This window comes from Arthrobacter sp. zg-Y1171 (assembly GCF_025244845.1).
GTDB lineage: Bacteria > Actinomycetota > Actinomycetes > Actinomycetales > Micrococcaceae > Arthrobacter_B.
Genome location: NZ_CP104264.1, coordinates 564617 through 581986 on the forward strand (window position 1 = coordinate 564617; position 17370 = coordinate 581986).

General features: G+C 64.8%; 14 protein-coding genes, 1 tRNA gene and 1 pseudogene. 10 read left to right on the forward strand and 6 right to left on the reverse strand.

Annotation, left to right across the window (positions count from 1 at the left end; genetic code table 11):
- Nucleotides 1-2: 2 nt before the first annotated feature.
- Together N2L00_RS02735 and N2L00_RS02740 are read right to left on the reverse strand one after the other, a co-directional pair.
- Complete coding sequence (locus tag N2L00_RS02735; RefSeq protein WP_255863775.1) at nt 3-806, reverse strand: DeoR/GlpR family DNA-binding transcription regulator; 804 nt, start codon at nt 804-806, stop codon at nt 3-5.
- 5 nt (nt 807-811) lie between these two features.
- On the reverse strand, nt 812-982 hold the full coding sequence (locus N2L00_RS02740; protein ID WP_255863776.1) for a hypothetical protein: 171 nt from the start codon (nt 980-982) through the stop codon (nt 812-814).
- A 288-nt stretch (nt 983-1270) separates the two neighbouring features.
- Between N2L00_RS02740 and N2L00_RS02745 the strand changes: the two genes are divergently transcribed.
- The 4 genes from N2L00_RS02745 (at nt 1271) to N2L00_RS02760 (ending at nt 4922) form a co-directional block, all read left to right on the forward strand.
- Nucleotides 1271-2509 (forward strand): extracellular solute-binding protein, encoded by a 1239-nt coding sequence (locus N2L00_RS02745; protein WP_255766700.1) that lies wholly within the window; start codon nt 1271-1273, stop codon nt 2507-2509.
- Nucleotides 2510-2572: 63 nt separating this feature from the next.
- Nucleotides 2573-3490 carry a carbohydrate ABC transporter permease gene (locus tag N2L00_RS02750; protein ID WP_255863777.1) on the forward strand — a complete coding sequence of 306 codons (918 nt, stop codon included), beginning with the start codon at nt 2573-2575 and terminating at the stop codon, nt 3488-3490.
- Between the two features lies 1 nt (nt 3491).
- Nucleotides 3492-4397: a carbohydrate ABC transporter permease gene (locus N2L00_RS02755; RefSeq protein WP_255863778.1), complete on the forward strand. Its 906-nt coding sequence runs from the start codon at nt 3492-3494 to the stop codon at nt 4395-4397.
- A 147-nt stretch (nt 4398-4544) separates the two neighbouring features.
- Nucleotides 4545-4922, forward strand: a complete 378-nt coding sequence (locus N2L00_RS02760) for a VOC family protein (RefSeq protein ID WP_255863779.1) — start codon at nt 4545-4547, stop codon at nt 4920-4922.
- Nucleotides 4923-5069: 147 nt separating this feature from the next.
- Here N2L00_RS02760 and N2L00_RS02765 read toward each other — a convergent pair.
- Both N2L00_RS02765 and N2L00_RS02770 read right to left on the reverse strand, forming a co-directional pair.
- A tRNA-Arg gene (locus N2L00_RS02765) sits at nt 5070-5143 on the reverse strand.
- Between the two features lie 32 nt (nt 5144-5175).
- Complete coding sequence (locus N2L00_RS02770) at nt 5176-5709, reverse strand: MarR family winged helix-turn-helix transcriptional regulator (protein ID WP_255863780.1); 534 nt, start codon at nt 5707-5709, stop codon at nt 5176-5178.
- Between the two features lie 84 nt (nt 5710-5793).
- On the opposite strand from N2L00_RS02770, the pseudogene N2L00_RS02775 reads away from it, so the two are divergent.
- Nucleotides 5794-7755 (forward strand): annotated as a pseudogene (locus tag N2L00_RS02775) (MMPL family transporter); the annotation flags it as partial.
- 21 nt (nt 7756-7776) lie between these two features.
- Here N2L00_RS02775 and N2L00_RS02780 read toward each other — a convergent pair.
- Entirely contained in the window at nt 7777-8415 is a 639-nt protein-coding gene (locus N2L00_RS02780; RefSeq protein WP_255766706.1) for a hypothetical protein, read from the reverse strand.
- 91 nt (nt 8416-8506) lie between these two features.
- On the opposite strand from N2L00_RS02780, the gene N2L00_RS02785 reads away from it, so the two are divergent.
- The 5 genes from N2L00_RS02785 (at nt 8507) to N2L00_RS02805 (ending at nt 15648) form a co-directional block, all read left to right on the forward strand.
- On the forward strand, nt 8507-9310 hold the full coding sequence (locus N2L00_RS02785) for an inositol monophosphatase family protein (protein ID WP_255863781.1): 804 nt from the start codon (nt 8507-8509) through the stop codon (nt 9308-9310).
- Nucleotides 9311-9397: 87 nt separating this feature from the next.
- Complete coding sequence (pcrA, locus tag N2L00_RS02790; RefSeq protein ID WP_255863782.1) at nt 9398-11848, forward strand: DNA helicase PcrA; 2451 nt, start codon at nt 9398-9400, stop codon at nt 11846-11848.
- Nucleotides 11849-12050: 202 nt separating this feature from the next.
- Complete coding sequence (gene sucC, locus N2L00_RS02795; protein ID WP_255766709.1) at nt 12051-13220, forward strand: ADP-forming succinate--CoA ligase subunit beta; 1170 nt, start codon at nt 12051-12053, stop codon at nt 13218-13220.
- 36 nt (nt 13221-13256) lie between these two features.
- Nucleotides 13257-14159, forward strand: coding sequence for a succinate--CoA ligase subunit alpha (sucD, locus tag N2L00_RS02800; protein WP_227923050.1), 903 nt, complete (start codon nt 13257-13259; stop codon nt 14157-14159).
- 79 nt (nt 14160-14238) lie between these two features.
- Nucleotides 14239-15648, forward strand: a complete 1410-nt coding sequence (locus N2L00_RS02805) for a sugar porter family MFS transporter (protein ID WP_255766710.1) — start codon at nt 14239-14241, stop codon at nt 15646-15648.
- A gap of 64 nt (nt 15649-15712) precedes the next feature.
- Here the strand turns inward: N2L00_RS02805 and N2L00_RS02810 are convergent, their stop codons facing one another.
- Entirely contained in the window at nt 15713-17275 is a 1563-nt protein-coding gene (locus N2L00_RS02810) for a S9 family peptidase (RefSeq protein ID WP_255766711.1), read from the reverse strand.
- Nucleotides 17276-17370 lie beyond the last annotated feature (95 nt).

Consider the following 17370-nt stretch of genomic DNA (forward strand, 5'->3'; position numbering starts at 1 on the left):
AGCTAGCTGATGTTGCTTTCCCTCGGCGCTACGAGGACCCGGGTGCCGCGGCTCTCGAAGGCAGCCTTGTCGCTGTCGGAGATACCGCTGTCCGTGATCAGGTTGCTAAAGACGTATCCGCTGAGCGTGGCAAAGCTCCGGGTTCCGATTTTCGAGGAATCGGCGACGACGTAGGTTTCCGAGGCCCTCCGGGACATCAGCGAGTTCACGGCTGCTTCCCCTTCGTCGCTGACCGTCGGACCCACCTCGGCATCCAGGCCGTTGACCCCGACAAACGCGAGATCCAGCGCCACACGCTGCAGGATGACGTCGGTGTAGGGCCCAACCAGTTCATAGGAGCGCGGATTCACGACCCCGCCGGTCACCATGACCCGGATATTGGGGCGGACGACCAGCTGGACAGCGATGTTGATGGCGTTCGTGACCACGGTAAGGGTTGGCCGGTTTGACGGTTCCATGAGATCCCGCCGCATGCCCAGCGCCTGGGCGATGGCGGTGCTGGTGGTTCCCCCGCACAAGCCGATCACGGCACCCTTGGGCACCAAGGCGGACGCAGCCCGGGCTATGGCCTGCTTTTCAGCGGTATGCTCGTCGCGCGAGTAGCGCGTGGGCAGGTCATAGGCGACTGCTTCCATGGTTGCCCCGCCCCGGGTCCGGCTCAAGAGCCGCTGGGCAGCGAGGCTGTCCAAGTCCCGCCGGGCAGTAGCCGGGGACACTTTGAGCGACACTACTATTTCCTCAACCTGCACGTGCCCGCGGGCGGCAAGGAGGTCGAGGATCGCGTTGAGCCGCTCGGTCTTCTCCATCGGTTTCAGCCTAGGTCCGTAGGCTCGGCCCGGGAGAAGAGGGATGACAGCCGGGCCGCTTCGCAGACCAGCTCTTCATCATCGGCATGGTCCGGATGCAGCACGTTTAAGCTCCCGCGGGCCGTTCCAGCCGCAGCAGCACGGTCCATTAGCGCACGTGTGGAGGTGAGGGTCATCGGAGTTCCTCCCCGTTGGACGAAAGTTGGTCAATGATGGGCTCTGATTGAAGTTGCTGTCTATAGATCAGAACCAATCAGACAAAGATCCGAGCACGTCCTGCGGCGAACCCCTTGACGGGCCGGGGCCGGAAGGCCCAGTATCTTCCATCAACTGATGTTCGCTGATCGAATTACCCGTTTTGCTATCAAGTTCCATCATCAGCCAAGGGTGCTCAGGCCGTCTGACGGCCCCGGCGTCGTGGCTCGGATTCGCGGCCCGGCCGTGACTGTCTGAAAGAGGATCCAATGAAGAGCAACTTTCGAACCGGCATGATGGCCCTAGCCGCGGCGGGAGCGCTCACGGTGTCTTCCTGCGGTTTCGGGGGCAGCGGGGACTCGGGCGAGGAAGGCGGGGCTACTACCCTGGACCTGCTTGTTCCCAGCTATTCCGACGGCACCAAGGCCCTCTGGGAAGGGGTCATCGAAGATTTCGAAGCCGCCAACGAGGACATCAGCGTGAACCTGCAGGTGGAGTCCTGGGAAAACCTGGAATCGGTGCTGCAGACGAAAATCCAGGCCGGAGAGGCACCCGACATTTACAACGGCGGCGCATTTTCTGCTTTTGCGGATGAGGGGCTGCTCTATCCGGCGAACGAGGTGGCCTCGGAGGAGACCATCGCCGACTTCCAGGAGTCGTTCGCAGAAAACGAGATGCTCGACGGTACCCAGTACGGCTTGCCGCTGATCGCTTCGGTGCGTGCCCTGTTCTACAACCAGGATCTGTTCGATGCTGCAGGCATCCAAGCCCCTCCCACCACCTGGGACGAGCTCCATGCAGCCGCCCAGGAGATTTCGGCCACCGGTGTTCCCGGGTACGGAATGCCGCTCGGCTCGGAAGAGGCACAGGGCGAAAGCCTCATCTGGTTCGCCGGCAACGGCGGCGGTTTCGGGGACGAGTCGGAGATCGCGGTGAACACGCCCGAGAACCTCGAGGCAGCAGAGTTCATGAAGAAAATGATCTCCGACGGCGTCACCCAGCCGGATCCGGGCGCCACCCAGCGCACTCCGATGATCAACGTCTTCGCACAGGGGCAGATCGGGATGGTCTACGCCTTGCCGCAGACCGTTGGCCAGATTGAGGAAGAGAATCCGGACCTGAACTACGGGATTGCCAGCGTCCCCACCAACAGCGGCGAACCTTCCACCCTCGGGGTCGCGGACCGCTTGATGGCTTTCAAGAACGATGAGGACAAGCAGGAGGCCATCAAGGCGTTTATGGACTTCTTCTACACCGAAGACAACTACGTGGACTGGGTGGAGACTGAAGGTTTCCTGCCCACCACCAAGAGCGGATCCGAGGCGATGGGCTCGGACGAAAGCTTGAAGCCGTTCCTGGACATGCTGCCGACCGCCGAGTTCTATCCGACCACCAACCCCGCCTGGAACGCGACCGACGGAGCGTTCAAGTCCCTTATGGGCCAGCTGGAGGACCAGGACGCACAGACAGTACTGGAGCAGATCCAGTCCAAGGCCGACGCAGCCTGACACCCGTCCCGAGGGGCCGTGTCCACCGATGCGGCCCCTCCCGGTCCAGAACGGTTTGAGCCTATGAGTACAGTCCGCCACCCGGGGGTGCGCCGGCAGAAGCTTCGGAACAGTGAAAGTGGATGGGCGGCCCTGCCATGGATCGGGCCGGTGCTGGTCCTCGTGTTCGGCGTGGTGATCTTTCCCGCCGGCTACATGATCTACAGCTCCACCCGCCGCATCAGCCAGGCCGGTACGAACGTGGAAGGCGTAGGGCTGGCAAATTTCCGGACGGTGTTCGAGGATCCCAACCTGCCCCGGGTCCTCCTCAACACTGTCGTGTGGGTAACGGTTGTGGTTGCCCTGACCGTGGTCATTTCACTGGCCCTGGCGAACTTCCTCAACAAGCCGTTCCCGGGCCGAACGCTCGTCCGGATGGCGGTTGTGGTCCCTTGGGCAGCCAGCGTAGTCATGACCACGACGGTGTTTTACTACGGGCTGGACCGGGACTACGGGATCATCAACAAGTTCATGGTCGACGTCGGGCTGCTGGACGCCTCCTACGGTTTCACCAAGAATGTTGCCACCGCCCTCGGCGCGGCCATCGCGGTGGGGGTGTTCGTGTCCCTTCCGTTCACCACCTACACCTTGCTCGCCGGGATGCAGGCCATTCCCGGGGATGCCCTGGAAGCAGCGAAAATGGACGGCGCCGGACCGGTACGCACTTACTTCAGCGTGGTGCTGCCCCAGCTGCGCGGGGCGCTCGCAGTCGCCGTGCTGATCAACATCATCAATGTCTTCAATAACCTCCCGATCCTGCGGATCATGACGGGATCCATTCCCGGCTACAGCGCGGACACCCTGATGACGTACATCTTCAAAGTGCTTCAGTTTGACCGGCGCCTGGACGTGGCGAGCGCGCTCAGCGTGGTGAACTTCGCCGTCGTGCTGGTGATCGTGGCCGCGTACGTGAAGATCGTCAAACCGATGAAGGAGGCATGAAGTGGCCATCGCTGCTCCGGCCCCTATCCGCACTGCTGTTCCGGCACCCGCGCGCCCCCGCCGGTATGCGGATAATGTCAGTGCCCGGCGGATGTGGGGACGTACCGCTGCCGGTGCCGTTATCGCCCTGCTGTTCCTGGCGCCCTATCTGGTGATGCTCGTCGGCTCGTTGAAGACCCGCCCGGAAATCCTGTCGGTTCCGCCTGAGTATCTTCCGCAGGAGGGCCTGCAGTTCGGCAACTACCAGTCCATGTGGGACACGCCGGAAACGCCCCTGGGCTACAACTTGGTTTCGACCATCATCATTGCCGTGTTTGCCACCCTTTTGGTGCTGCTGGTGGCCACGCCGGCGGCCTATTACACGGCCCGGTTCCGCTTCCCCGGCCGGATGGTCTTCCTGTTCCTGGTGATCGTGACTCAGATGCTGCAGCCGGCGGTGCTGACCGCGGGGCTTTTCCGCCAGATGCTGTGGCTGGACCTCAACGACACTTGGCTCGCCATGATCCTCATCAATGCGGCTTTCAATCTTTCCTTCGCGTTGTGGATCATGCACAGTTTCTTTGCCGCAATTCCCCGCGAGATTGACGAAGCGGCGCAGATCGACGGCGCGGGGCGGCTCAAGGTGCTTTTCCGGATCAATCTGCCGCTGGTCTGGCCGGGGATCGTTACGGCAGTGATCTTCACCTTCGTTTCGTCCTGGAATGAGTTCGCGGCGAGTCTGGTCATCATGTCCACGGCGGAGAACCAGCCGCTGTCCGTGGCGCTGACGAAATTCATCGGCCAGTACGCCACCAGCTGGCAATACGTGTTTGGCGTTTCGATCGTGGCGATTGTGCCGGTGATTATCCTGTTCGCGGTTATCGAGAAGCGCCTGATCGGCGGGCTCACGGCCGGCGCCGTTAAATAGGCGCGAACGGCAGCCGGTCGGTCATAGTCCTCGTCTGGACCGGGAAGCGCGGGTCGAGCACCGTGAGCCCACTCGGTCCAGTACGCGGGGTGCGGGCTGAAGCGGGCCCCGGCACCAAGGCCGCTGGCCGTCCGCTAGCATGCCCTTATGAACGTCGTCTGGTGGGAAGTCGAGACCGAAGCCCCCGAGAAGTTCATGTCGTTCCATTGCGATCTCCAAGGTTGGACGTTCGCCCCCGCCTTCGAGGATTCAGAGCTCGATGCGAGCTACTGGATCATCAGAAGTGGCGGGTCGGGAATTGGCGGTCTTCAGCGTGCAACCGAAGGGACAGCGCCTACGGCCGGAACCCGGGTCTATTTCGAAACTGATGACCTCGAAGGCTTCCTCTCACGAGTCAGAGAGCTTGGCGGCCAAGTCGAACGAAGCAGAACCGACCTCGGCGGCGATGACCGCTGGTTCGCAACGTTCCAAGATTCATGTGGGGTGTCTTTCGGCATATGGACTGATAGGGCCCCCAACGGGTAACAGCACCTCTCGACGGATACGATCCCTTCCACCTGGAGTGTGGTGCCAGGGCCGGAGTGGCCCGCACCGGCCTGCTGTTCCCGCTGCTGGAACAGCTCCGCGTGACCCGCCACCGTCGGCCGCCCACGCGGCCGTTAAAGAAAAATGTGCCCCCGGCCGGAATCGAACCGACGACCTGCCCTTTAGGAGAGGGCCGCTCTATCCTACTGAGCTACGAGGGCGGACCGCCGACTTGCCGGCGGGCGGTTCCAGCTTACCCGTTTCTCGCGCTGGGTGGTTGCAGCCCGTTCGGAGCGCCGCCGGTGACGGGGGCGGCGGCGCCGTCGGACTGCCGGTCGTTAATGTGTCGGTCATAGGCGTCGCGGATGGCCTGCATAAAGCCCAGGATGGTGCGCAGCTCAGTGTCCGTGTACCGCGACATGACCTCGTCGGTGAGGGCGCCCAGGGGGCCGAAGTAGGCGCCGGCAAGCTGCATGGCCAGGGGTTCGAAGTGCAGGGTGACCTTCCGCCTGTCCGCATGGCTGCGGTTGCGGTGAATGTGCCCGATGCGCTCCAGCCGGTCGATCACGGCTGTGGTGGCTCCGGAGGAGGTGCCCAGCCGGGCGCTGAGCTGCCCGGCGGTTAGGGCCTCATGCCGCATCTCGGCCTCCATGATGAGCACCAAGGCACGCATGTCGGTGGCATTCAGGCCGTTCGAGTGCGCGAAAGCGTCCGCGACACGCTGTCCATCCAGGCTCATGCCGCGGAGCGCGTCGACGATATCCCGCCGTAGCTCTTTGTCCTCCACAAACTAATAGTAACTGGGAATTGAAGTATCTCTATATCTAAGATACTTTCGAACAGAGATACTTTAGACGGCTTGGAGAAGCGCATGTATGCAGGGATAGTGAAGAACGCCAAGACGGCGTGGGTCACGCTGCTGATCGGGGTGGCCGTCATCATCGGCCTGTTCGCCCTGCCGGCACAGGAAAACGACGCCACCGACGTGGGCGGACTGAATGACAAGTACCAGTCCGCACAGGTCGCCGATCTGCTCCAGGAGTTCCCTGACGCGCAGGAATCCTCCGCCATTGTGGTGGTTTCCCGCGAGGACGGCGGTCCGCTGACGGACGCGGATACTGCCGGCATCGCCGGGATCAACGCAGCGGCCACGGAGGTCGGGGCCTCGGGCCCGCCGCCGCAGGTTCCGCCGGTGGTTTCCGAGAACCGGCTGGTCGCAATTGTTCCGCTGACGCTGCAGGCAGCCGCCGACGACGGCGACGCCGTCTCTGCCGAGGTCGAAGAACTCCGGACGGCCGTTTCCGATGCCGCCCCGGAGGGCGTTAAGGCAGAGCTGACCGGCGGGGCGGCGTTCAGCGCCGATCTGGCCGGAGTGTTCTCCGGCGCCAACTTTGTGCTCCTGACCGTCACCGCCGGCGTCGTCGCCGTGCTGCTTTTGATCACCTACCGTTCCCCGTGGCTCTGGATCGTGCCGCTGGCGATTGTCGGCGCCATCGAACAGCTGGCCGCCAAGGTAGTGGACCTGCTGGCCCCGGCCACGGGAATCACCGTGGATCCGTCCGCCGTAGGCATTACCAGCGTCCTGGTCTTCGGTGCCGCCACCAACTATGCCCTGCTGCTCATTGCCCGGTACCGGGAGGAGCTGCGCGTCCACGACTCGGTGTACGAGGCCATGCGCAAAGCCCTGACCCGTACCCGCGAAGCGATCATTGCCAGCGGCGGCACCGTCATCCTGGCCCTGCTCACCCTGCTGTTCGCCGATACCCAGAGCTACCGCGGCCTCGGGTTCTCGGCAGCCATCGGCATTGTCCTGGCCATCTTCAGCGCATTGTTCCTGCTGCCGGTGGCCCTGGTGCTGCTGGGGCGCAAACTGTTCTGGCCCTTTGTGCCCAAGGTCGGGGACCCGGCCAAGGAAGGCAAGTTCTGGGGCCGCCTCGGTGAAGCCACCGCACGCCGGCCCAAGACCATTGCCGGCACTGCCGTCCTGGTACTGCTGGCCCTGGGCAGCGCCCTGTTCACCCTGCAGATCGGCCTGAGCGAAAACGAGCAGTTCCGGGACAAGCCTCAGGCGGTCACCGCCGCGGAGACGCTTTCCGAAGGTTTCCCGGCCGGCTCATCCTCACCGGTCACCGTCTTGGTGGATACCGATTCAGCGGATGACGCCGTCGCGCAGCTCTCGGGCATCGAAGGCGTCACCGCAGCCACCCCCGGCACCGAGCATGACGGACGTACCCGGGTGGAACTGGTCACCGGATACGAGGCCGGCACCGACGAAGCCAACACCTTCATCACCGACCTGCGGAACGACCTGGCCGGTGAGGACTATGAGGCACTGGTAGGCGGCGAGGCGGCCGAACGGGTGGACCAGCTGGCAGCGAACCAGCACGACACCGTCCTGGTGGGCACCTCCGTGATCGCCCTGGTGTTCCTTGTGCTGATGATCCTGCTGCGTTCCCTGGTGGCGCCGGTGCTGCTGGTTGCCTCCGTGCTGCTGACGTTCCTGGCCGCAACCGGTCTCAGCTGGTTGCTGTTCGAGAACGTGCTGGATTTCCCGGCCATGGACGTGCAGACACTGCTCTACTCGTTCCTGTTCCTGGTGGCCCTGGGTGTGGACTACAACATCTTCCTGACCACCCGCGCCCGGGAGAACGCAGCGACCATGGGCACCAAGCAGGGGATGCTGGCGGCACTGCGCTCCACCGGCGGCGTGATCACCAGCGCCGGCATCCTGCTGGCGGCCGTCTTTGCGGTCCTCGGCGTCCTGCCGCTGGTGACCCTGACCCAGGTGGGCATCATCGTGGCCATCGGCGTCCTGTTCGACACGCTGCTGGTGCGGACCGTCGTGGTCCCGGCCCTAACCTTTGTCCTCGGCGACAAGTTCTGGTGGCCGTCCAACCCCGCGGGTAAAGACGGACACCACGGACGCCACGAGGCTGAGCCCCAGCAGGATCCAGCGGGCGACGGTCAGCGTGCCGGCCAGGGCGGCATCTCCGCTCGATAGTTCGACCGCACCGAGGGCATTGTCAATGGCAATGTTCTCCCATAGGTCGGCCACCACAAAGAGGATCGGCGCACTGAAGAGCACCCAGCGCAACGCCCGGCGCTGGGTGTTCAGTCCGATGATCAATAGCCAGGTCAGGCCGAAGATCAGCGGAAAGAGCGTCCCGGCCGTCTTGTGCACGTAACTGAGCCGGCCCAGCGCCTCCTCGTCCATGGCGCTGCGCAGGGCGGCCAGATGGTCTTCGCCGTAGCCGAACACCATGGAATCGGGCATGGACAGGCCGTCCGCCAGCTGGGACAACTGGCCCGGCACCATGAGGTGCAGGTACCAGAACAGGAACAGCGTTGCCACCACGCCCGCAATGACAAGCAGCCCCGGACTGCTCTTGCCCTGCGGCCCGGCGGGCATACCTGCTGGTCCCGGGCCGCCCGGGCGGGGCTGTCCGGCTTGGAGTCCGTGTTTGGCGGCGCGCTGCGCGGCGGTTTTTCCCATAGATACAGTATGGCCGCACCGGCCCCGCACCAGGATGAGCCGCCCCGTGTGCGCCTGTCCGGAGCGGCGGCGGACGGCTACGCTGGGGGCTATGAGTGCCGTTGCATCCCCCGAAGACTTCGACCTCGCCGCCGAGCTGGTGCAGGAGGCCGGGCAGCTTGCCCTGCGCATGCGCTCGGAAGGGCTGACCGCCAGCGAGAAGACCTCGGTGTCCGACGTCGTAACCGCCGCGGACCGCGAGGCCGAAGCCCTGGTGGTAAACCGGCTGCGGCAGCTGCGTCCGGACGACGGGATTGTGGGGGAGGAGGGCGCCAGCCACCAGGGCACCTCCGGCCGGTCCTGGGTCATCGACCCGGTGGACGGAACCTACAACTTCTTCGCCGGGTCCACGTACTGGTGCTCGGCCATCGCCCTCCGGTCCGAACCCGGTCCGCACGACTCTCCCGGAGATCCGGATGTCCTGCTCGGCGCCATCTACCAGCCGCAGGAAGACCGGCTGTGGATCGGCGGGAAGGGGTTCCCGGCCATGCTCAACGGATCCGTTATTGTTCCACCCGACGACGAACCGCTGGACCGCCTGTCCGCGGGAACCTATATCCACCCCACCTGGCTGCTGCGCCCCGAGGTGACCGGTCCCTGGACTGCGGCGGCCTCTCGGGCCGCAACCATCCGGATGATGGGGTCCGGCTCCTGCGACCTGGCCCGCGTAGCCACCGGCCAGTCCGGCGCCTGGTTCCAGCACAGCTGCCCGGAATGGGACTGGCTGCCGGGCAAGGCCATAGTCCGAGCCGCCGGCGGCAGCACCGCCGTCGTCGAAGTCCACGGCTTCCGCTGGCACATTGCCGGCACCGCCACCGCCGTCCGCGAGATCCACGCAGCCCTCACCTCCGGCTGACCGGTTCGGCCCGGGACGCTCCCGCCGGAGCGGACGGTTTGGACGCTCACCGGAATGTCGGCCGCAGCGCCTAGACTTAAAGCCATCATGGACTATCTCTTTGATCCACTCTTTCCCGCACCCCGCAAAGCTGAACCGGCGCCTGCCGCAAAGGCGCCGCATTCCGGCACCGAGCGAAGGGGCTCCTCCTACGCGGATGAAAGCCGGGCCGCGGACCTGCTGCAGGGGTTGAATCCCCAGCAGGAGGAAGCGGTGAAGCATGCCGGTTCCCCGCTGCTGATCGTGGCCGGCGCCGGCTCGGGCAAGACCCGTGTGCTCAGCCACCGGATCGCCTACCTGCTCGCCACCGGGCGGTCCAACCCGGGCCAGATCCTCGCCATCACCTTCACCAACAAGGCCGCCGCTGAAATGCGCGAGCGGATCGAAAACCTGGTGGGCGGCGTCGCGAAGACCATGTGGATCTCCACCTTCCATTCCTCGTGCGTGCGGATCCTGCGCCGGGAAGCCAAGACCGTGGGGATGAACTCGAACTTCTCCATCTACGACTCGGCGGATTCGCTGCGCCTGATCACGCTGGTGGCCAAGGGGCTGGACCTGGACCCGAAGCGCTTCACGCCCAAGTCGATCATGAACAAGATCTCCGCCCTGAAGAACGAACTCATTGACGAAGAGTCCTATGCGGAATCGGCCAACTACTCCGATCCCTTCGAGCAGGCCGTCGCAGACGTCTACAAGGGTTACGCGCAGCGGATGCGCCAGGCCAACGCCATGGACTTCGACGACCTGATCGCGCAGACCGTGTTTATGTTCCGCGCGTTCCCCGGTGTCGCCGAGTACTACCGGCGGCGCTTCCGGCACATCCTGGTGGACGAGTACCAGGACACCAACCACGCGCAGTACGCCCTGGTCCGCGAACTGGTGGGCAGCGACGACGAGACGCTGGACGTACCGCCGGCCGAACTCACCGTGGTGGGCGACTCCGACCAGTCCATTTACGCCTTCCGCGGCGCCGATGTCCGCAACATCAATGACTTCGAAAAGGACTACCCGAGCGCGCGGACCATCCTGCTCGAGCAGAACTACCGCTCCACGCAGACCATCCTCAACGCCGCCAACGCAGTCATCTCCCGGAACCCCAACCGCCCCGAAAAACGGCTGTGGACCGCGGAGGGCGACGGCGAAAAGATCATCGGCTACGTGGGCGAAAACGAGCACGAGGAAGCCCGCTTCATCGCGGAGGAGATCGACCGCCTGCAGGACGAGGAAAACCTGCGCCCCGGCGACGTCGCCGTCTTCTACCGCACCAATGCCCAGTCCCGCTCCTTGGAAGACGTCCTGGTGCGGGTGGGCCTGCCTTACAAGGTGGTCGGCGGCACCCGGTTCTACGAACGCAAGGAAATCAAGGACGCGCTGGCCTACCTGCGCGTGCTGGTGAACTCGGACGACGTCGTAAACCTGCGCAGGATCCTCAACGAACCCAAGCGGGGCATCGGCGACCGTGCCGAGTACTCCGTGGCCGCGCTGGCCGAACGCGAGCGGATCTCCTTCATGGCAGCCCTGCGGCGTGCCGAGGAGGCTCCGGGCCTGGCCACCCGGTCACTCAATTCCATTAACGGCTTCGTCAAGCTGATCGACGACCTCGCCGAGGTGGCGAGCGGATCCGGCGCGTCCGCCGCCCTGGAAGCCGTGCTCGAACAGACCGGCTACCTCGCCCAGCTGCGCTCCAGCAACGACCCGCAGGACGAATCCCGGGTGGAGAACCTGGCCGAACTGGTGGCAGTGGTCCGTGAATATGAGCGGGACAATCCAGAGGGTTCGCTCGGCGAGTTCCTGGAGCAGGTCTCCCTGGTGGCAGACGCCGATTCCATCCCCGATGCCCCCGGGGGCTCGGCGGAGGAAGTCGCGGCCGCCGTCGAGGAATCCCGCCGCCAGGGTGTGGTGACCCTGATGACCCTGCACACCGCCAAGGGGCTGGAATTCCCGGTGGTCTTCCTCACCGGCATGGAGCAGGGCCTGTTCCCGCACCAGCGTTCGGCCACTGACCCGGCCGAACTGGCCGAGGAACGGCGGCTGGCCTACGTGGGACTGACCCGGGCACGGCAGCGCCTGTACCTGACCCGGTCCGAGGTCCGCAGCATGTGGGGCCAGAGCCAGTACAACCCGGCCAGCCAGTTTGTGGGTGAAGTGCCGCCCGAGCTGATTGAGTGGAAGCGCGAGGGCATGGACCGTCCCACCTGGGGCGGCGGCGGCAGCATCACCTCGAGCGGCTACGGCGGATCCTCCTGGGGCGCCGGAGCGGCGAGCGGCACCGGCGGCAGCACCGCCAACTCGCCCGTAGCCAAGGCCATCGGGCGCGTGCAGCCGCAGAAGGAAGTGGTGTCCGTGTCGGCAGGCGACAGGGTCAACCACACCTCCTTCGGCTCCGGCACTGTGCTGGCGGTGGAAGGCGCAGGGGACAAGACGGTGGCGAAGGTGAAATTCGACGTCGGCGAAAAACGCCTGCTGCTGCGTTACGCGCCGCTCACCAAAGAGAGCTGAGCGGGGACGTTTTCATAACTCAGGCCGGGCATTTTCTACAAACGATAGAACTGTGTGCTTTATCACTAAAGGGGTAGTCTGGGATCGGCGTTCTGCCCCAAGGGACTAAAGTTCCTCGTGGGGCAGACCGGCCGGATGCATCTGCTCTGCGATCGCCAGATCGCATGTAAACCCCTACTTCGACGTAGAAGGACACTAGCCCGTGGACCTGTTTGAATATCAGGCGCGCGATATGTTTGAGGCGCACGGAGTACCCGTGCTCGCCGGAATCGTGGCGCACACCCCTGAAGAAGCCAAAGCTGCTGCTGAGAAGATCGGCGGCGTTGTAGTCGTCAAGGCGCAGGTCAAGGTTGGTGGCCGAGGCAAGGCCGGCGGCGTGAAGGTTGCCAAGACCGCCGATGAAGCTTTCGAGCACGCATCCAACATCCTCGGCATGGACATCAAGGGCCACACCGTTAACACGGTGATGATCGCCCAGGGTGCCGACATCGCCGAGGAATACTACTTCTCGGTCCTGCTGGACCGCGCAAACCGCAACTACCTGGCCATGTGCTCGGTTGAGGGCGGCATGGAGATCGAGCAGCTGGCCGTGGAGCGTCCCGACGCACTCGCCCGCATTGCCGTCGATCCCGCCGTCGGCATCGACTCCGCCAAGGCCGCCGAGATCGTCGACGCCGCCGGGTTCGCCCCCGAGCTGCGCGAGGGCGTTATGAACGCCATCATCAAGCTGTGGGATGTCTTCACCAAGGAAGACGCCACCCTCGTCGAGGTCAACCCGCTGGTGAAGACCGGCAGCGGTGAGATCCTGGCCCTCGACGGCAAGGTCACCCTGGACGAAAACGCCGACTTCCGCCAGCCCGGCCACGCCGCGCTGGAAGACAAGGACGCTGCGGATCCGCTCGAGGCCAAGGCCAAGGAAAACGACCTTAACTACGTCAAGCTCGACGGCGCAGTGGGCATCATCGGCAACGGTGCAGGCCTGGTTATGTCCACGCTCGACGTCGTTGCCTACGCCGGCGAAAAGCACGGCAACGTGAAGCCCGCGAACTTCCTGGACATCGGCGGCGGCGCCTCCGCCTCCGTCATGGCCGCCGGCCTGGACGTCATCCTGAATGACTCCCAGGTCAAGTCCGTGTTCGTGAATGTCTTCGGCGGAATCACCGCCTGTGACGCCGTGGCCAACGGCATCGTCAAGGCCCTGGAAATCCTGGGCGACGAAGCCAACAAGCCGCTGGTTGTCCGTCTCGACGGCAACAACGTCGAGGAAGGCCGCCGCATCCTTGCCGAGGCCAACCACCCGCTGGTCACCCTGGCCACCACCATGGACGAAGGCGCCGACAAGGCCGCCGAGCTCGCTTACGCTGCTCGCTAACTGAGCCTGTCGAAACCTAGAAGAGAGAACCCACCTATGTCTATCTACTTGAACAAGGACTCCAAGGTCATCGTTCAGGGCATCACCGGCGGCGAAGGCACCAAGCACACCGCCCTGATGCTCAAGGCCGGCACCCAGGTTGTCGGCGGCGTGAACGCCCGCAAGGCAGGCACCACCGTCACCCACGGCGACGTTGAACTGCCCGTCTTCGGCACCGTTGCCGAGGCCATCGACAAGACCGACGCCGACGTCTCCATCGTCTTCGTGCCGCCGGCCTTCACCAAGGACGCCGTGATGGAAGCGATCGACGCCGGCATCAGCCTCGTCGTCGTCATCACCGAAGGCGTCCCGGTGCAGGATTCCGCCGAGTTCTGGGCCCACGCCCAGTCCAAGGTGGACGCTGACGGCAACCAGGTCACCCGCATCATCGGCCCGAACTGCCCCGGCATCATCACCCCCGGCGAAGCGCTGGTAGGCATCACGCCCGCCAACATCACCGGCAAGGGTCCCATCGGCCTGGTCTCCAAGTCCGGCACCCTGACCTACCAGATGATGTACGAGCTGCGTGACCTTGGCTTCTCCACCGCCATCGGCATCGGCGGCGACCCGGTCATCGGCACCACCCACATCGATGCACTGGCTGCCTTCGAAGCGGATCCCGAAACCAAGGCCATCGTGATGATCGGCGAAATCGGCGGCGATGCCGAAGAGCGTGCCGCAGAGTTCATCAAGGCCAACGTCACGAAGCCGGTTGTCGGCTACGTGGCCGGCTTCACGGCTCCCGAAGGCAAGACCATGGGCCACGCCGGCGCCATCGTCTCCGGCTCCGCCGGAACGGCACAGGCCAAGAAGGAAGCCCTCGAGGCCGCGGGCGTGAAGGTCGGCAAGACGCCGTCCGAGACCGCTACGCTGCTGCGCGAAGTTTACGCAGCCCTCTAGTTCAGTAACTGCACGCCCCCGTCCAACGGATTTTTCCGCGGGACGGGGGTTTTGTGCGTCGCAGCCAAGAAAGTCGCAAATGTCCACCACAGTAACAGCCGGCCCCGACCGGGCTTCCAAGGCTTCCCCGCATAGACGGGCGCTTCGCCGTGCGTCCTGGATCGTCACCCTTGGCGGTTTCCTGTTCGGCTACGATACCGGCGTCATCAACGGCGCCCTGCCCTACATGGAAGACGATCTGGGCCTGACCCCCTTCACCGAAGGCCTGATCACCTCCAGCCTGCTCTTTGGCGCGGCATTTGGCGGGGCTATTTCCGGGAAGCTGACCGATCGGTTCGGCCGGCGCCGGATCCTGATGGGTCTCGCCGTCGTCTTCCTGATTGGAACCCTTGGCACCTCCCTGGCGCCAACGATCGCCGTGATGGTGCTGTCCCGGATTGTGCTCGGCCTGGCCGTGGGCGGCGCCTCGGCGCTGGTGCCCGTTTTCCTGGCCGAACTGGCACCGGCTGAACGCCGCGGCCAGATGGTCACCCGCGACCAGCTGATGATCGTCACCGGACAGCTGGTCGCATTTGTTGCCAACGCGGTGATCGGCAACATCTGGGGCGAAGACCAGGGGGTCTGGCGCTGGATGCTCGTGGTGGCCACGCTGCCGGCCATCGCCTTGTGGATCGGAATGAGCTTTGTTCCGGAAAGCCCGCGCTGGCTCGCCTCCAAGGGGCGTTTCGCCGAAACACTCGCGGCCCTCCGCCGCATCCGCAGCGAGGAGGACGCGCAGGCCGAACATGACGAGGTGCGTGGCCTGGCCGAGAAGGAATCGGCACAGGCAGGCACGTTGCGGGACTTCGCGGAACCCTGGCTGCTGCGGGTGCTGCTGATCGGCATGGGACTGTCCATCGTTCAGCAGATCACCGGCGTGAACGCGATTATGTACTACGGCACGCAGATCCTGGCCGACGCCGGTTTCGGTACCGAGGCGGCGCTCACCGCCAACATTGCCAACGGCGTGGTGTCCGTGGCAGCGGCTATCTTCGGTATCTGGCTGCTGGGCCGGGTCCGCCGTCGGCAAATGCTGATGACCGGACTGATCGGTACCGGGTCCTCGCTGCTGCTGATCGGGCTGGTATCCATCTTCGTTACCGAAGGCAGCGTACGCGGTTACATCATCTTGGCCCTGACGGTCACGTTCCTGGCCTTCCAGCAGGGCGCCGTTTCGCCGGTGACGTGGCTGATGCTCTCGGAAATCTTCCCGTTGAAGGTCCGCGGGCTGGGGATCGGCCTGTCGGTCTTCGTGCAGTGGATGACCAACTTCGCCGTTGGCTTCTCCTTCCCGATCCTGATGGACGCCATCGGCATCTCTAAGACCTTCTTCATCTTCGTGGTGCTGGGCCTGCTGGCGCTGGTATTTGTCCGCCGCTTCGTCCCGGAGACCCGGGGACAGAGCCTGGAGCAGGTGGAAGAACAGCTCCGGGTTGCCGGTACCAAATAGGAACCCGCGCACAAAGAAGGGAACCTGCCGCCGGCAGGTTCCCTTCTTTGTGCGCTAATCGACCCTAGGGGATCGCCGGGTAGGCGGCCACGGTGGGCACGGTGACAGACGCCGTGAAGCTGGTCAGCGCCGTCGCCTTCGGCAGCGCGTAGACGGAGGTGGCGGGCGTGACCTGCAGGACCAGCCGGGTGCTTGGATCGGCAGTGTAGGAAACCTCTTCCAAGGGGATGGTCAGGGTGTGTTCCTTCCCGTCCAGGATCAGCGGAACCGGTGTGACCTGGTTGCCCAGCACGAGGGAGGACCTGGACCGGTCAATGATCTGGGCATAGACATGGGTGTTGACCTGCCGGGCAGAGCCGCGGTAGGTCAGCGTCAGCTGCGGTGCGCCGAAGACCGACGTCGTCACCGTGGGGGCGCTGATGGGGACGTTGACTGCCACCGGAGCGACGGCGGCCGCCACGACTGCCCCGCTGATGGCAGCGGGGGAGAGGATGATCGACCCCTTCCCGGTACCGGTCAGGGCGCCGGTGGCCTGCGGGTACCCGGGCGCTCCGCGGGTCACGCCGGCCTGGTCGATGAACTGGAAGGCCGCGCCGGTATCCACCGGTTCGTTCCGCAGATAGCGGGCAAACCAGTTCAACACTGCGGGAGTGATCCGGTCCGGTCCGGCAGTGGAATTGCACAACCCGTGGCCGCCGCAGAACTGCAGCATCTTGGTAGGCGTGCCGGTGCTGCGGATGAGGTCATAGTTGCGTCGGGCCTCATCCAGCGTGAAGAGCGTATCCGCCGTGCCCTGGATGATCAGGGTGGGAGCCGTGATCGAGGTGAACAGGGTGTCCGGGGTCAACGATTCGAAGTATGCGATGGACTCGGCGCTGAGCTGGTTGGGGTAGGTCAGCCCTTCCTGGCAGGCCTTGCGGACCGGGGCCGAGAGGGCGCCCTGGTTGCCCACGAGCGAGCCCAGCTGTCCCAGCGCCGTTCCTTCGGCGCAGAGCAGGGCGCCCCAGCCGGTCTTGAAGGAACCGGCCTTGTACAGGCTGGTGGTCAGGTCATTCCAGGCGATGGTGGGGGTGATGGCGTCCACGCGCTGGTCCTGGGAGGCGAGGACAAACTGGATACCGCCGCCGTAGGACGCCCCGGCCATGCCGAGGACGGGGTCTCCCGGGGACTCCAGTTGTGCTTCGGGCTGGGCGGCAATGTAGTCGATGATCGCGGACCCGTCCCTGCCCTCATAGGCAGGATTGTTGACGTAGGCCTCACCGCCGCTGAGCCCGAAACCGCGGGGGTCCCAGGTCACCACGTTGTAGCCGGCGTCCCGCAGGGGAGCAATACCGATGGAGCCGATCAGCGTACTGGTGGTACTCAGCGGGATACGCCCGCCGGGCAGCCCGAACCCGGGTCCCACCATCACGGTGGGTGCCTGTTGGCCGGAGGCAAGGCCGGTGGCGGGGAAGAAGTTCGTGTGGATCGGGGTGCCGTCAAAGCTGGTGATAACGACGTCGGTGCGGATGGCAGGCGCGGGTGCAGCGACAGCCGGTGCCGCCGGCGCTGCGATGGCGGGCGCGGCGGCCAGGGACGAACCCAGAAGCGCGGCGGACACCGCCAAAATGCCCAGATGTTTCCTCATGGTGACCTCATTGTCTGCGGGAAAGTGCGAGTGGTTACCGGTTGGTAACTTTCTGCAGGGTATGAGGAGGAGGAAGAGGGCACAAGGCCAGCAGG

Excerpts from the sequence above, each read along its gene's own strand:
- N2L00_RS02735 (WP_255863775.1), bottom strand. The coding sequence starts at position 806 with ATGGAGAAGACCGAGCGGCTCAACGCGATCCTCGACCTCCTTGCCGCC.
- N2L00_RS02740 (WP_255863776.1), bottom strand. The coding sequence starts at position 982 with ATGACCCTCACCTCCACACGTGCGCTAATGGACCGTGCTGCTGCGGCT.
- N2L00_RS02745 (WP_255766700.1), top strand. The coding sequence starts at position 1,271 with ATGAAGAGCAACTTTCGAACCGGCATGATGGCCCTAGCCGCGGCGGGA.
- N2L00_RS02750 (WP_255863777.1), top strand. The coding sequence starts at position 2,573 with ATGAGTACAGTCCGCCACCCGGGGGTGCGCCGGCAGAAGCTTCGGAAC.
- N2L00_RS02760 (WP_255863779.1), top strand. The coding sequence starts at position 4,545 with ATGAACGTCGTCTGGTGGGAAGTCGAGACCGAAGCCCCCGAGAAGTTC.
- N2L00_RS02780 (WP_255766706.1), bottom strand. The coding sequence starts at position 8,415 with ATGGGAAAAACCGCCGCGCAGCGCGCCGCCAAACACGGACTCCAAGCC.
- N2L00_RS02785 (WP_255863781.1), top strand. The coding sequence starts at position 8,507 with ATGAGTGCCGTTGCATCCCCCGAAGACTTCGACCTCGCCGCCGAGCTG.
- pcrA (WP_255863782.1), top strand. The coding sequence starts at position 9,398 with ATGGACTATCTCTTTGATCCACTCTTTCCCGCACCCCGCAAAGCTGAA.
- sucD (WP_227923050.1), top strand. The coding sequence starts at position 13,257 with ATGTCTATCTACTTGAACAAGGACTCCAAGGTCATCGTTCAGGGCATC.
- N2L00_RS02805 (WP_255766710.1), top strand. The coding sequence starts at position 14,239 with ATGTCCACCACAGTAACAGCCGGCCCCGACCGGGCTTCCAAGGCTTCC.
- N2L00_RS02810 (WP_255766711.1), bottom strand. The coding sequence starts at position 17,275 with ATGAGGAAACATCTGGGCATTTTGGCGGTGTCCGCCGCGCTTCTGGGT.